General features: G+C 62.7%; 9 protein-coding genes. 7 read left to right on the top strand and 2 right to left on the bottom strand.

Annotated elements, in window-relative coordinates; genetic code table 11:
* Positions 1–296: 296 nt before the first annotated feature.
* The 5 genes from ACFPN2_RS28620 (at position 297) to serS (ending at position 6,341) form a co-directional block, all read left to right on the top strand.
* Positions 297–2,588: a DNA translocase FtsK gene (locus ACFPN2_RS28620; protein ID WP_380606668.1), complete on the top strand. Its 2,292-nt coding sequence runs from the start codon at positions 297–299 to the stop codon at positions 2,586–2,588.
* Between the two features lie 4 nt (positions 2,589–2,592).
* Positions 2,593–3,249, top strand: coding sequence for an outer membrane lipoprotein periplasmic chaperone LolA (gene lolA, locus ACFPN2_RS28615; protein ID WP_380603080.1), 657 nt, complete (start codon positions 2,593–2,595; stop codon positions 3,247–3,249).
* A 5-nt stretch (positions 3,250–3,254) separates the two neighbouring features.
* Positions 3,255–3,662 (top strand): VanZ family protein, encoded by a 408-nt coding sequence (locus ACFPN2_RS28610; protein WP_380603079.1) that lies wholly within the window; start codon positions 3,255–3,257, stop codon positions 3,660–3,662.
* A gap of 47 nt (positions 3,663–3,709) precedes the next feature.
* Complete coding sequence (locus tag ACFPN2_RS28605) at positions 3,710–4,942, top strand: replication-associated recombination protein A (protein WP_380606666.1); 1,233 nt, start codon at positions 3,710–3,712, stop codon at positions 4,940–4,942.
* A gap of 118 nt (positions 4,943–5,060) precedes the next feature.
* Positions 5,061–6,341, top strand: coding sequence for a serine--tRNA ligase (serS, locus tag ACFPN2_RS28600; protein WP_380603077.1), 1,281 nt, complete (start codon positions 5,061–5,063; stop codon positions 6,339–6,341).
* A gap of 95 nt (positions 6,342–6,436) precedes the next feature.
* On the opposite strand, the gene ACFPN2_RS28595 is transcribed toward serS, so the two are convergent.
* The gene (locus ACFPN2_RS28595; protein WP_380603075.1) at positions 6,437–7,111 is read right to left on the bottom strand and encodes a Bax inhibitor-1/YccA family protein; all 675 of its coding nucleotides are present in this window, start codon (positions 7,109–7,111) and stop codon (positions 6,437–6,439) included.
* Positions 7,112–7,411: 300 nt separating this feature from the next.
* Between ACFPN2_RS28595 and ACFPN2_RS28590 the strand changes: the two genes are divergently transcribed.
* On the top strand, positions 7,412–10,096 hold the full coding sequence (locus ACFPN2_RS28590; protein WP_380603073.1) for a winged helix-turn-helix domain-containing protein: 2,685 nt from the start codon (positions 7,412–7,414) through the stop codon (positions 10,094–10,096).
* 78 nt (positions 10,097–10,174) lie between these two features.
* Here ACFPN2_RS28590 and ACFPN2_RS28585 read toward each other — a convergent pair whose 3' ends face one another.
* Positions 10,175–12,979: a YncE family protein gene (locus ACFPN2_RS28585; RefSeq protein WP_380603071.1), complete on the bottom strand. Its 2,805-nt coding sequence runs from the start codon at positions 12,977–12,979 to the stop codon at positions 10,175–10,177.
* Between the two features lie 219 nt (positions 12,980–13,198).
* Here ACFPN2_RS28585 and ACFPN2_RS28580 point away from each other — a divergent pair, with 219 nt between their 5' ends.
* On the top strand, positions 13,199–14,341 hold the full coding sequence (locus tag ACFPN2_RS28580; protein WP_380603069.1) for a PepSY-associated TM helix domain-containing protein: 1,143 nt from the start codon (positions 13,199–13,201) through the stop codon (positions 14,339–14,341).
* Positions 14,342–14,365: the final 24 nt, after the last annotated feature.

Raw genomic sequence — 14,365 nt, 5'->3', positions numbered from 1 at the left:
TGAGGGCGGCGGCCGCGAATAGCAACGCCGCGGTTCATCCCGCAACCCCGCCAGCCCTCGGGAACGACTAAGAGGGCGCATGGTAAGGAATGCGCCCCGACGGCGCCAAATAGACGGGTTCGATGCCGGTCATCGACGGACAGCGCCAGCGGCGCGTCCAGTCTCCCGTTCAGGATTCGGCTTAGCCCGCTGGGCTCAGGTTAATGTATATTCGTTATCAGTGGTTTACGAAGCTTTTCTTATGCACTTGGTTGGGGTGACTCGATTTGGCCAGTAGGGCTGACGCTCGCGAGGGAATGGGGTTGGCGTCCACCGTGGTGCGCTCGCTGCGCGAGGGGGCCCTGTGGGTCTTCGGCGCGCTCGCACTGATCGTGCTGGCGGCGCTGACCACGTATGACCGCCACGATCCATCGTTCGCAACGACCGGAGAACCCGGGCCGATCGCCAACGTCATCGGTCCTTTGGGCGCGCACATGGCGGGCCTCTTGGTGCTGCTGTTCGGCGCGCCCGCGTTCCTGTTTCCGGTGATGATCGGTTTCGCCGGCTGGCTGCTGTATCGGGATCGCAGTAAAGACGACGCGCAATCGCGCGCGACGCTCGCATTTCGGGGCATGGGCTTCCTGCTCACGCTCGCTACCAGCTGTGGGCTTGCGAGCCTGCATTTCACCATTCGCAGCTATCCGGACTCGGCGGGCGGGGTGCTCGGCTCGCTGGTCGGGCACGGCCTGGACTCGGGCCTCTCCTTCCTCGGCGCGACGCTGATGTTGCTGGCCCTGTGGCTTGCGGGCGTGTCGCTCTTCATCGGTCATTCGTGGATCCAGGTGATGGATTTCGTGGGCCGCGCGACGCTGCGGGCATTCGAGTGGCTGTCCGGTCGGCTCAACACCGCGCGCGAAATCAAACAAGGTCGCGAGGTGAAGGAGGCGCGCAGCGAAGTCATTCGCGAAGAGAAGAAGCGCGTCGCCGCCCGGCCGCCGCCGAAGATCGAGCGGGTCGAACAGAAGGTTGAGAAGAGCGAGCGCGTCGAGAAGGAGCGCCAGGTCGCGCTGTTCGAGGCGCCGCAGTCGAAGGAACTGCCGCCGCTGTCGCTGCTCGATGACCCGCCACCGAAACCGCAGGGTTATTCCTCCGAAGCGCTCGAGGCCATGTCGCGCCTGGTCGAGATCAAGCTCAAGGACTTCGGCGTCGAGGCCGAAGTGGTGGCGGTCAATCCGGGTCCCGTGATCACGCGCTTCGAGTTGAATCTCGGCACCGGGGTGAAGGTCAGCCAGATCTCCAATCTCGCGAAGGACCTCGCGCGTGCACTGTCCGCGATCAGCGTGCGCGTCGTGGAAGTCATTCCCGGCAAATCGACCGTGGGTTTGGAAATTCCCAACGAGAAGCGCGAGATCGTCACGCTGGGCGAGATCATCAAGTCCAAGGCGTACGACGACATGGCATCGCCGCTCGCGCTGGTGTTGGGTAAGGACATCAGTGGCGGTCCGGTCTGCGCGGATCTGGCGCGCATGCCGCACTTGCTGGTCGGCGGTACGACGGGTTCGGGTAAGTCCACCGCGGTCAACGCGATGGTGCTCTCGCTGCTCTACAAGGCCTCGGCCGAGCACGTGCGGCTGATCATGATCGACCCGAAGATGCTGGAATTGTCGGTGTACGAAGGCATTCCGCATCTGCTCGCGCCGGTGGTCACCGACATGAAGGAAGCCGCCAATGCGTTGCGCTGGTGCGTGGCCGAGATGGAGCGTCGCTATCAATTGATGGCCGCGCTGGGCGTGCGAAACCTTGCCGGCTTCAATCGTAAGATCAAGGAGGCGCAGGAGGCCAAGACGCCGATCCGCGATCCGCTCTTGATGAAGATGCTCGGCCCCGAAGGCAATCCGAACGAGGTGCCGTTCCTCGAGTCGCTGCCGTTCATCGTGGTCATCGTCGATGAGTTGGCCGACATGATGATGATCGTCGGCAAGAAGGTCGAAGAGCTGATCGCGCGTCTCGCCCAGAAGGCGCGTGCCTCGGGCATTCATTTGATTCTCGCTACGCAGCGTCCGTCGGTGGATGTCATCACCGGTTTGATCAAAGCAAACATTCCGACGCGTATGGCGTTCCAGGTGTCGGCGAAGGTGGACTCGCGCACGATTCTGGATCAGATGGGCGCGGAGGCCCTGCTCGGTCACGGTGACATGTTGTTCCTGCAGCCGGGCACCTCGGTGCCGGTGCGCGTGCACGGCGCGTTCGTCTCGGATGCCGAAGTCCACCGCGTCGTCGGCAGCTTGAAGGGCTCCTCGCCCCCGACCTACGTGGATGAGATCCTGAAGGGACCTTCCACGCCGATTCCGGGTCTGAAGGGAGAGGACGATGAGGGTGGCGAAGGCGGCGAGGGCGGCGATGCCGAATCCGATCCGTTGTACGACCAGGCCGTGAAGATCGTGGTCGAATCGCGCAAGGCGTCGATCTCCGGCGTGCAGCGTCGTCTGAAGATTGGTTACAACCGCGCCGCGCGCATGATCGAGACCATGGAGGCGGCCGGCCTGGTCGGTCCGTTGCAATCCAATGGCTCGCGCGAAGTGCTGGCGCCGCCGCCGGTCGAAGAGTAGGGCGATGAAACGTTTTGTCAGTGCGTCGGGATTGGTGGCCGCGTTGCTTCTCACGATGCTGACGCACGTGACGTTGGCAGCCTCCGATCCGGCTGCCGGTCGGCAGAAGGTCGAGAGCTTTCTGCAAGGCCTGCAATCGTTGCAGGCGCAATTCAAACAAACGCTCAGCGATCGCAACGGGCTTACCGTCGAGCAGGCGAGCGGCACGCTTGCGATCCGCCGGCCGGATCGCTTCCGCTGGGATTATCAGGATCCCAACGAGCAGGTCATCGTCGCCGACGGCTCGCGCATCTGGTTGTACGACGCCGATCTGGAACAGGTCACCGTACGGAAGCTCGATGACACGCTGTCGGCCACGCCCGCCATGTTGCTGAGTGGGCAGGGCAATCTGCAGGACAATTTCAATGTCACGCAGACCGCCCAGGAAGGCGGGGTCTATTGGGTGCGCATGGAACCCAAGCGCGACGACACCGATTTCAAATGGGTGCGCCTCGGCTTCGAGGGCAACACCCTCAAATTCATGCAGCTGGCCGACAAGCTCGGTCAGACCACGAACCTGGAATTCGCCCAATTGGAACGCAATCCTGCCCTCGATCCGTCACGATTCACGTTTACTGTGCCGCCTGGTGCCGACGTGATCGGTGATACGTCCAGGAATTGATGTCCATGTTGCCTTTGCGATTTCCCCGGCTGTGGCTCGGCCTGGGCTGGCTCGCCGTCACGCTCGCGATCGTTGTTTGCCTGATGCCGTCGAACCGTCTGCCGCAGCCGCCGAACCTGAGCGACAAGTCCGAGCATTTCATTTGTTATCTGCTGCTCTCGTGCTGGTTTGCCGGGATTTATCCACGGGCGCGGTACTGGATCATTGCGCTCGGCCTGCTCGTGATGGGGGTTGCGATCGAGTTCGCCCAAGGCGCCATGGGCTGGGGACGTCAGGCGGATGTGCATGATGTGTTTGCCAACAGCACCGGTATCGTCGCGGGCCTGGTGTTGTGCTGGTGGTTCCTGGGCGGCTGGGCACAGCGCCTGGAATCCTTGGTGGGATCGCTCGTGACGGGGACTCAGAAGTCGTGAATTTGCCGTTCGAGGACGCCATCGACGCGCGACCGCTCGCGGATCGCATGCGCCCGGCGTCGCTCGAAGACTACATCGGCCAGACGCATCTGTTCGGCCCCGGCAAGCCGCTTCGGCGCATGCTCGAAGGCGGACATCTGCATTCGATGATTCTGTGGGGACCGCCCGGCACCGGCAAAACCACGCTCGCTCGTCTCGTCGCTCAGCAGTGCGATGCGCAGTTCATTGCGTTATCCGCGGTGATGGCCGGCGTGAAAGATATTCGCGCCGCCGCCGAACAGGCGCAGGAAGCGCGTCGCGCCGGCCGTCGCACCGTATTGTTTCTGGACGAGGTGCATCGGTTCAACAAATCGCAGCAGGATGCATTTCTGCCGTGGGTCGAAGATGGCACCTTCGTGTTCGTCGGTGCGACTACCGAGAATCCCTCGTTCGAATTGAATAACGCCTTGCTGTCACGCGCGCGTGTGTACGTGTTGCGCTCGCTGACCGAGAGCGATATTCGGCAAGTGCTGGATCGCGCGCTTGCGAAACAACCGGGTGCGATCACGGCGGAAGAGCGCGCGTTGGAATTGATGGCGAAGGCGGCGGATGGCGATGCGCGCCGCTCGCTCAACATGCTCGAGCTTGCGATCGATCTCGCCAGCGACGCCACGCCACCGCTGATCACTGAGGCCATTGCGAACGAAGTGGCTTCAGGCGGATTGCGACGCTTCGACAAGCAGGGCGAGGCGTTCTACGACCAGATCTCGGCACTGCATAAATCGGTACGCGGCAGCGATCCGGACGCGGCGTTGTATTGGCTGTGTCGAATGCTCGATGGCGGCTGCGATCCTCGCTACATCGCGCGTCGGGTGCTGCGAATGGCCGCTGAAGATATTGGGCTTGCCGATCCTCGTGGGCACACGTTGGCGCTGGAGGCGTGCGAGGTGTTCGAGCGGCTCGGCTCGCCGGAAGGGGAGCTTGCGATCGCGCAGGCGGTCGTGTTCCTCGCGTGCGCGGCGAAGAGCAATGCCGTGTACAAGGCGTTCGGCGAGGCCATGCAGGATGCGAAAACCTTGGGCTCGCTCGATGTGCCGTTGCACCTGAGGAACGCGCCGACCAAGCTGATGAAGTCCTTGGGCTACGGCAAGGATTATCGCTACGCGCACGATGAGCCGGATGCGTACGCGGCGGGCGAGACCTATTTCCCGGACGGCATGGAGCCCCGGGCCTACTACCAGCCCGTGCCCCGGGGCATGGAAATCAAGATTGCCGAGGCCCTGGCCCGGCGCAAGAAATAGCCTCGGCCCGAGGCCGCGCATCCGGTCCGGTGAGCGCGTAAAACCAATTCTGCGGCTGCGTTTTGCTCGACGAGTGGCTTAAACTGCGCGGCCTATCGCTATATACGCCTAGATCGTCATGTTGGACCCCAAACTGCTCCGTTCCGACCCCGACGCCGTTGCCGCGAACCTCGCGAAACGCGGTTTCAAGCTCGACGTGGCTCAGTTGAGCTCGCTCGAGGAGTCGCGCAAGAAATGGCAGGTGCGCGCCGATGAGCTGCGCAATGAGAAGAACGTCCATGCCAAGAAGGTCGGGGTGGCGAAATCCAAGGGCGAGGACATCGCGCCGCTGCTGAAGCAGGTCGCGACCCTGGGCGATGAGCTCACCGCCGCCGAGGCGGAGTTCGCCAAGGTGCAGGCGGAGCTCGAGAAGATCACGCTCGGCCTGCCGAATATGCTGAACGACAGCGTGCCGGTTGGTGCCGATGAAACCGCGAACGTCGAAGTGCGCCGCTGGGGTGAGCCGCGCAAGTTTCCTTATAAGCCGCTCGATCACGTCGAGCTCGGCGAAAAGCTCGGCCAGTTGGATTTCGATGCCGCGAGCAAGATCTCCGGCGCACGCTTCACGGTGCTGACTGGGCCGCTCGCCCGACTGCATCGTGCGCTGATTCAGTTCATGCTCGATCTGCACACGAGCGAACATGGCTATCGCGAGACCTATGTTCCTTATCTCGTGAATGCACAATCCCTGACCGGCACCGGCAACCTGCCGAAGTTCGAAGCGGATCTGTTCGGCATCAAGGGCGAGTCGGGGCTGTACCTGATCCCGACCGCGGAAGTACCGGTCACCAATCTCGCCCGCGAATCCATCATCGAAGCGGACCAGCTGCCGCTTCGTTACGTCGCCCACACGCCGTGCTTTCGTTCCGAGGCGGGCTCGCATGGCAAGGACACGCGCGGCATGATTCGTCAGCATCAGTTCGAGAAGGTCGAGCTGGTGCACTTCTCGAAGCCGCAGGATTCCTACGCCGAGCACGAGACCCTGACGCGTAACGCCGAGGAAGTGCTCAAGCGACTGAATCTTCCTTATCGCGTGGTGGCGCTGTGCTCCGGCGACATCGGCTTCGGCTCGGCGAAGACCTACGACCTTGAAGTGTGGCTGCCAGCGCAGGATACGTATCGCGAGATTTCCTCGTGCTCGAACTTCGAGGCGTTCCAGGCGCGTCGCATGCAGGCGCGGTGGCGTAATCCCGAAACGGGCAAGCCCGAGCCGCTGCACACCTTGAACGGTTCGGGCGTGGCGGCGGGCCGTGCGCTCGTGGCCGTGCTCGAGAACTATCAGGAGCCGGATGGCAGCATCACCGTGCCCGAGGTGTTGCGGCCTTATATGGGCGGCCTCGCGGTGATTCGCCGGCCGTAATCGATGGTTCGAGCGAGCAAACAAAAAGGGCGCTGCGGGTGGCAGCGCCCTTTGTCTTTTCAGACGTGGGTCGTTTCAGGTCTGACTGAACTCGATCAGTCGTCGCTCGAAGCCGCGCCCAACAGGTGCAGCAGGCTCATGAACATGTTGTAGATGCTCACGTACAGCGTCAGCGTCGCGCGGATGTAGTTCGTCTCGCCGCCGTGGATGATGGCGCTGGTCTGATAGAGCATCAGGCCCGCCATCGCGACCACGAACAAGCCGGAGACCACCAGCGACAGCGTCGAGAGCTGGAAGATCATCGCGACCAGACCTAGCAGGAAGGCGCCGATGATGCCCACGGTGAGGAAGCCGCCCATGAAGCTGAAGTCCTTCTCGCTCTTGATCGCATACGCCGAGAGGCCCACGAAGGTGGCCGCGGTGATGCCGAGCGCCGTCGTCACGACCTGCGCGCCGTTCGGCAGGAACTTCAGATAGGCATTGACGATGGGACCGAGCGTGAAGCCCAGGAAGCCGGTCAACAGGAAAATGAACAACAGGCCCCAGGAGCTGTTCTCGGTTTTGGAGACGCCGAACAACAGGCCGAAGTAAACGATCAGCGTGATCCACGGATTGATCGGCGCCAGGTTCATCACCATGGCGACGCCCGCGGTCAGCGCGCTGAAGCCGAGCGTGGCGGCCAGCAACAGGTAGGTGTTGCGAAGAACTTTATTGGTCGCAAGCGCTGAGCCGCGCGGGGTACTTGCGACGGTGCTTGGATAAGACGCCATGACTTTCGACTCCTCCGGGATATCGTCCAGTTGGACCGCGTTCCGCTGCGCGAGTTGCAGCTCGAAAACGCCTTCGCACGCCATTCTACAGAGGCCGTGCGAACACACACTAAGTGATTGCAACTTTTTGAATTACAAGGGGTTGAAGCTTACGGCGCTGTCAGAATCCCTGTCATAAACCGCCGTGCCTTCGCATTGACACCTTTGTCAGCAGACTCTTAGATTCGAGACCGGATCGATTGCCGCCGCATCGGTTGTTTGCGGTGGCTGATAACCATCGCAATGACTGCATGGGGACCTATGCGCACGGCACGGAACCGCGAGATGGCGCAGATCGTCGGCATGGCGGGAAACTCGGCGAAGTTCTCACCGCCGCGGGCGACCCCGGCACTCATTGCCCGTCCGCGACTGCAAGCTCGCATCGAGCACGGCGCGAAAGTCGTGCTGCTGCTCGCGCCGCCCGGGTCGGGCAAGACCTCCTTACTCACCCAATGGCACAGCCAGCTCGAACCGAGCCGACGGATCGCCTGGGTGTTGTGCGAGCGTCGCGACCGCACGCCGGTACATTTCTTTGCCTGTCTCACCGCGAGCATCGACAAGGCGCTCGATGTCTCCGTCGCAAGCTTCGTCGGCGCGGGTGCCTGCGTGCAGTGTTCCGCCGAACATATCACCGACGCACTGCGCGATCGGCTCGCCTGCCTCGAGCAATCACTCGTCATCGTCATCGACGATCTGCACTGGTTGGATTGCATCGAGGGTGAGCGTGCATTGCTGTCGTTGATCCTGCAGTCCTCACCGAGCGTGCGATGGGTGCTCGCGACGCGTCGAGTGCCGCGATTCGATCTGCAGCGACTGAAGCTCGACGATGCGTTGACGCAGCTCGATGCCGGCGATCTTGCCTTCGAGCCTTCGCAGATCTGCGAGCTCGCGTTGTTACTTCACGGTACGCCGCTGTCCTTGCCGGAGGCCACCGCGTGTAGCGAGCGCACCGAAGGCTGGATTGCTGGCGTGAAACTCACGTTGCTCGAGAGCACGACCGGCGAGCGCGTCGACGGTCTCAATCACGACGTGCGCACGTATCTGATGGCCGAGGCGTGGCGGGATGTGCCGGAGCGCTTACGTGACTTTCTGCTGGCGACCTGCGTGCCGGAACGATTCTGCGGCGAACTTGCGGTCGCCTTGATGAAGGATGACGGCGCGGCGCAATGTTTCGATGAAGTCGAACAACTGCAGCTCTTTGTCCGGGCGCTGGACGATAAGCACTGCTGGCTTCGCTATCACGCGTTGTATCGAGAGTTCTTGCTCGCACAGCTGCGCACACTGGGTGCTACCCGGATCGCCCGGTTGCATCGAGCGAGCAGCCAATGGTTCACCGAGCACGAGCGGCCCACCGAAGCGCTCCAGCATGCCTTCGCGACCGCCGATCGTCTGTGGTGCCTGCAGGTGCTGACGCGCAGCGTGCCGGTGTGGTTGCGCACGGGCGAGTTCCCAGAAGTCCTGCAGTGGACCGGACGGCTGACCTTGACCGAAATCATGAACTGCCCGGCGGTGCGCGATGCGCATCTGATGAGTCTGATCTTTCTGCGTCAGTTCGAGCGGGCACGCCAGGAATTGCGACTCGCGGATCAGTTGGCGCGCGATGAGTCGGAGCGACGCGCGTTGCCGGCCTTGCAATTGATGCTCGAGATCATGACGGATGCGGGCGTGCGGTTTGTGGTGCCGGAGGTGGAGGCGCTCAGCATCCCCGACGATCCGTATCTCACCGCCAATCTGTTCAATGTCGCGGCCTATCAGTTGCTCGTGGACAAGGACTTCGATGCCGCCCGGAGGCTGGCACTGCGAGGCAAGGAGTTATTGGAAGGCACGCAGCACCTCTACGCATCCGCGCAGTCGTCCGTCGTGTTGATGCTGATCGATCGCGCCGAGGGGCACGCGAAGGAGGCGGCGGAGTCGTGCATGCAGCTCTATGCACGTACGCGAGGTGGGCGGCGCAATCCGATCTGGGTGACCGCGACGACCGCCGCAGCCGCCGTGCACTATCACCACAATCGATTGCAGCAGGCCGAGGCGCTGTGCAGTGAAGTGTTTCCGTTGCTCTCGTTGGCGCCGTCGCTCGAGAACTTCACGGTCGCGCACGTGGTTGCCGCACGCCTCAAGTGTGCCTCGGGGAAATACGGCGATGCCTCGAGAGTGCTCGACTATCTGCACAGCGTGCTCGACAGCAGCAACGCTCGACGGTTCCTCGCGCGCGTTTGTTTCGAGAAAGTGCGATTGTGGTTGCTACAGGATCAGCCGCTACGAGCATTGCGAGTGCTCGCCGATTGCGGACAGTCATTTCATCTCGAGGCGAGTCCCGCCACCGAACAGCCCTGGGAGGAGTTTGCGTTATCGACGGTCGCGATCCTGATTCATCGCGGCTTGTTCGATACAGCCGCGACTCAGTTGCAGCGATTGTGCGAGCGGGCGGAGGCCGCGGGCGATGTCTATGGGCGCGTGCGATTGGAGGCGGCGCTCGCGACCTGTCACTGGCAGGCGCACGAGGAAGAGGCGGCGTTTCGCTGGATGAATCGTGCGCTGATCCTTACGGAGCATCGCGGTTTCAGTCGAGCGGTGTTCGACGATGTGTTCGGTCTGCCCAAGATGTTTGCCACTGCGCTCAAGATGTCCCGCGTGCCGACGCTACCCTCGGCCGAATATTTCAAACGCTTCCGCGACGTGCTCGCGTTCGATCCCTACGCGAGCAATCCGCCCGCCGAGCCGACGCCGCTGCTCACCCAACGCGAGCTCGACTTGTTGAAGCTCGTGTCGCAGGGCTTGAGCAACAAGGACATCAGCGAACGAAGCAACATCACATTGCTCACGACGAAGTGGCATCTGAAGAACGTGTTCGCAAAATTGGGCGTGAGCACGCGCATGGAAGCGGTGTTTCGCGCGCAGGAGTTGCGGCTCGTCGACGGCCGGCCGCCTTCGGTGTCGGCCCGCTGAGCAGAAAAATAGGTCGCCGCCAGAGTGGGGTGGCGGCGACCTTTGAAAAAATCTGCAACCGGCGTTGTTGTGGAGCGCTCAAGGAACGGCGGCGATGCGTGTGCCCGAGCCGGGCGGTACGCAAGTGAAGGTGATTTCTTGTCCCGGGATCAGCGCCAGCGCGCGGAACAGCGCGTCGGGCACATCGAGCGCGCTACCCGAGAGCACGAAGGAATCGGAACTCGCGTTATACAGGAAGCCCCGCGGGGTGCCGGCAAGCGTGACTTTTGCGACCAGGTCACATTCGGTCACGCCGCCACCGAGCGTCTTCGAGGTGAAGGGCGCCGCGGCCCGGGCTTGCAACAGATCGATGCGCGGGCCCACTGCCGCCGCATTGGTCTTCGTCAATGTGATCTGCTGACCGACGATGGGCGCGATGTCCGAATCGAAGGCGAGCATGAACTGCTCCATATCGCGCCGGGTTCCTTCATAGGTCGCCGCCGGGAAGCCGACTTCCGGCGTCGGCGCGAACAGCACCGCCGACAAGAAATGAAACACCGTGTCGATGGAGCCGTCGTGCAGATAGCCGAAGCCACGGATCTGATTGCCGGTGTTGCCGGTGTCGGGTGTGGTGAAGAACGGCATGCCAGGGAAGCCGAACATGCCGACCTTGGTATAGGCGTTACGCAGGTGAGGAATCTTGACGATCTGCGGCAGGCCCTCGAAGCTCGCCTGACCGTCGGTGCCGAAGAAGCCTTGGGAGGCATCCAGGCGATGACAGCCTTCGCACGTAAAGCCCGTGCCTGGGCCTGCCGCCGGGGGTGCACCGTCGGCACGACGGGAGCCGAGATAGAAATCATGGCCGCGCTGTTGGGCCGCCGTGAGCGAGTTATCCAGATTGCGCACGGGATTCGGCGGCAACTGCACTTCGAGCTGGAAGTTCGTAAAGCGCTGCATGGTGGTCAGATCCGGCAACGTCGAGCGGCCGATCAATCCATCGAACGCGACGACGAAGTTGTTGAAGGAGAGCTCCGGATCGAACGGATCGGTGCCGAAGAAGCCGTGCGAGCGATCGCCCCGCCAGTGCATGGCGCCGTGATTGCGCATGCCTCGCAGCGTCTGTGTCGTCATCGGTCCCTTCATCGGGTGGAACTCGTTCACGATGCCCGTGCCGTTGATCCGAGGCTGCGTCGCAAGCGCCGCGAAGCCGAGCCGAATCGGAATGGGATTGGAGGTGACGAGATCGTCGGGATTGCCGAGGTCCCAGGCCAGATCGTCGTTGTCGCCGAAGATGTGACAGCTCGCGCACGCGGCCTCGCCGTTGGCCGACATGTCGGTGGCGTCATAGAGCAGGGGCCGTCCAGTGACGACTTGCGCAGGCTCGGGATTGAACAGCGGTAACGCCGCGACTTCCGTCTTGGTCGCAAGGTTGATGACCTTCACCGCGTTGTCGAAGCGGGTCATCACATACAGCCGATTGCGGCTCTCATCGAGCGCAAGCCCGCTCGGTCCGCCGCCGCTCACGCTGATGTAGTTGGCGCTCGAAGTCACGGGATTGAACGTGTCCGCTTCGAGCGCCGCCGTGTCGAACACGCCGACTTTGCTCGACCCGAACGCGGCGATATAGAGCTTGCGACCGTCGCGGCTCACGACCATCTCGAGCGGCGTCGATAAGCTGTGGTTTTTCACCGTCGGATCGAAGCCCGGATCGTTCGCGAGCACATCGTAGTTGATGTGTTTGTTGAGGTGGCGAGGCGCGACGCTCGTGCCGGAGATCACCGTGATGCGCGTCTGCGCGAGGCGGCCTTGCACGGTCGAGCCGCCGACCACGCCCGGGCCTTCGAAGCGCACGTTGTTGATGGCTTCGGTATTGGAAATATATAACTTGCCGGTCTTCGGGTTCGTGGCCATGTTGAACAGCGTCGTGCCGACGTGCGAGAACGAGGCCTTCTGCGTGAGCGCATTGGCATCGATCGAGAACACGTCCTGATCCGGCAGTTGGAAGCGCACGGCCGCATCCCAATTGCGCCCCAGCTCGTCCTCCCAGTGGCCGCTTGCGGTATTGAACTTCACGATCAAGCCCACCTCCGGAGCGCGCTTGCCTTCGAAGTTCGTCATCGGGCCCGGGTTGCCGCCGGGCAGAGTGTTGCCGGCGAAGGAGCAGGGCGTGTTGGGATCGAAGCCGTCGCACACCATCAGCTCGAACACCGTCGTCGTTTGATTGCCGGACTTGAAGGCCGCGGCATACACGGTCTTGCGATCGGGGCTCACGGCGAGCGCACGCGGCGTATCGCTGAAGAACGAGAGGATCTTGAGCGGTGAGCCGCCGAAGGCGGCACCGAGATTTGCAGGATCGAACACCCACACGTCAGCGCGACCGACACCCGGCGTCGTCAGTTGCGGATCGCCGGCGCCCGGCACGGCTGCGATGGAGGCATCGGTGCGTTGCTGGCCGCGATGCGCCGTCGTGATGAAGGCACGACCGGTGGTGCCGGCAAAGACGATGTCACGTGGCTCATCGCCAACGAGCAACGTGCGCGTGACGCGCGGCGTTCCGGATAACGAGACGACGCTCACGCTGTCGGAGAGATGATTCACCACCCACACTTCGCTGCTGTTACGGATGGCGACCGCGACCGGCTCCAAGCCGACGGAGACTTCCGCGTGCTTGAAAATGCCGACGGAGGTGACGTTGTAAATCACCAGCGTGTTGTTCGGTGTGTTGACGGCAAAGAGCTTGGTGCCATCAGATGACAATGCGAGCGGTCGAACGTGACCGCTTTCGAACGCGACGAAGGACGGTGCTGCCTGCACCGCGGGCGCGATCATCGGCGCCAGAAACAAAGCGAGGCTTGCCGCCCACCGCCGCCCGAGCCGGGCAGCCTCCCCTGAGCATTTGAACATAGTTCTCTCCGTGGTCAGTCCGAGTCCCTGGTGCTGAACGCAGCGGACTGTACGCGCTCGTGAGGCGGCGCCGCGCCCCTCCACGGAGGGGGCGGCGGCTACAATTCGTTACATCGACCCGGGTTTTTTCAGTGGAAATTCGCAAGCCGTGTCAGGTCTCTGTCAGGCGGAACCGGCTAGGCTCCATGCCGTTTTCTTCCTCCTTCCGTGCGCACCTTCATGGCTAAAAGCAGGTTCTGGTTTCAGGCCCATTGGCTCATCGGCATCACCGTCGGCGTTTTGCTGGCGCTCATGGGATTCACCGGCGCGATGATGTCCTTCCAGGATCCCATCCTCGCCGCCTTGAACGCCGACGCACGGACCGTGGAAGCGAAGGGCGATCGGCTTGCGATGCCAGCCCTGTATGAGCGTGCGCAGACCGAGGCGCAACGCATGGGGGCGATCGTCCGCACCGTGACCGTGCCGGGCGCAACGGACGGCGCGGTGCGCGTGCTGTTCCTGACCGGCCCGAGCGAGACCGTGCGCTATCTCAATCCCTATACGGGCGACTGGCTGAATGGCGGCGCGCGGGGCGAGAAGTTCTTCGAGATCGTCGAAGAAGTGCATCGAGGCCTGATCACCGATCGGCTCGCCGGTGAGTATGTGGGCCGCCGGGTCGTCGACATCGCAGCGATTCTGCTGGTCGCGATGGTCGCAACCGGCTTGTACTTGCGTTGGCCGCGTCGGACGACCAACTGGCGCGCCTGGTTCGTGATCGATCGGAAGCTCCGCGGTCGAGGCTTTCTCTATTCGATGCACGCGGTCATCGGCACGTATGTGCTGCCGCTGTTGTTACTTTCTGCGCTCACCGGTTTGTATTTCGCCTATGCCTGGTACGGGGACATCCTGAAAAAGCTTGCGGGTGTGCCGCCGGTGGCCGAGGAGCAGATGAAGGGCAAGGCGCTCGTGGCGCCGGATATCGAGAAGGTGTGGGTCTCCTTCGAGCAGGCGACGGGGTCGCAGGCCTTGGGGGATGTGGCCGTGCGCTTTCCGAAGAAGGATGAAGAGCCGCTGCGCATTCAGTACTTGCTGGCGGACTCTCCGCACGCCACCGCCTTGAACACGATCAAGATCGATCCGAGCGATTCGCAGATCTTGTCTCACGAGAAATATGCCGAGAAGCAGACCGGCGCGCGTCTGCTCGCGAGCATGCTGTCCATTCACAAGGGCGGCTACTTCGGTCTCGTGGGCACAATTGCCTTGATGCTCTCGAGCCTCGCCTTGCCGCTCTTCATGATCACCGGCTGGATGATGTATCTGGATCGGCGCAAGGTAGAAGAGCGGGCTCGCAAACGACAGGCGGCGAGCGCGGCTACCGCCTGATCGTTAGATCTTTGCAGCGGCCGG

The organism is Steroidobacter flavus, assembly GCF_042651805.1.
Lineage (GTDB): Bacteria > Pseudomonadota > Gammaproteobacteria > Steroidobacterales > Steroidobacteraceae > Steroidobacter > Steroidobacter flavus.
Note: the sequence above shows the minus strand (reverse complement) of the source record. Positions and strands in the feature narration are given on the sequence as shown.

Excerpts from the sequence above, each read along its gene's own strand:
- ACFPN2_RS28620 (WP_380606668.1), top strand. The coding sequence starts at position 297 with ATGGGGTTGGCGTCCACCGTGGTGCGCTCGCTGCGCGAGGGGGCCCTG.
- lolA (WP_380603080.1), top strand. The coding sequence starts at position 2,593 with ATGAAACGTTTTGTCAGTGCGTCGGGATTGGTGGCCGCGTTGCTTCTC.
- ACFPN2_RS28610 (WP_380603079.1), top strand. The coding sequence starts at position 3,255 with ATGTTGCCTTTGCGATTTCCCCGGCTGTGGCTCGGCCTGGGCTGGCTC.
- ACFPN2_RS28605 (WP_380606666.1), top strand. The coding sequence starts at position 3,710 with ATGCGCCCGGCGTCGCTCGAAGACTACATCGGCCAGACGCATCTGTTC.
- serS (WP_380603077.1), top strand. The coding sequence starts at position 5,061 with ATGTTGGACCCCAAACTGCTCCGTTCCGACCCCGACGCCGTTGCCGCG.
- ACFPN2_RS28595 (WP_380603075.1), bottom strand. The coding sequence starts at position 7,111 with ATGGCGTCTTATCCAAGCACCGTCGCAAGTACCCCGCGCGGCTCAGCG.
- ACFPN2_RS28590 (WP_380603073.1), top strand. The coding sequence starts at position 7,412 with ATGCGCACGGCACGGAACCGCGAGATGGCGCAGATCGTCGGCATGGCG.
- ACFPN2_RS28585 (WP_380603071.1), bottom strand. The coding sequence starts at position 12,979 with ATGTTCAAATGCTCAGGGGAGGCTGCCCGGCTCGGGCGGCGGTGGGCG.
- ACFPN2_RS28580 (WP_380603069.1), top strand. The coding sequence starts at position 13,199 with ATGGCTAAAAGCAGGTTCTGGTTTCAGGCCCATTGGCTCATCGGCATC.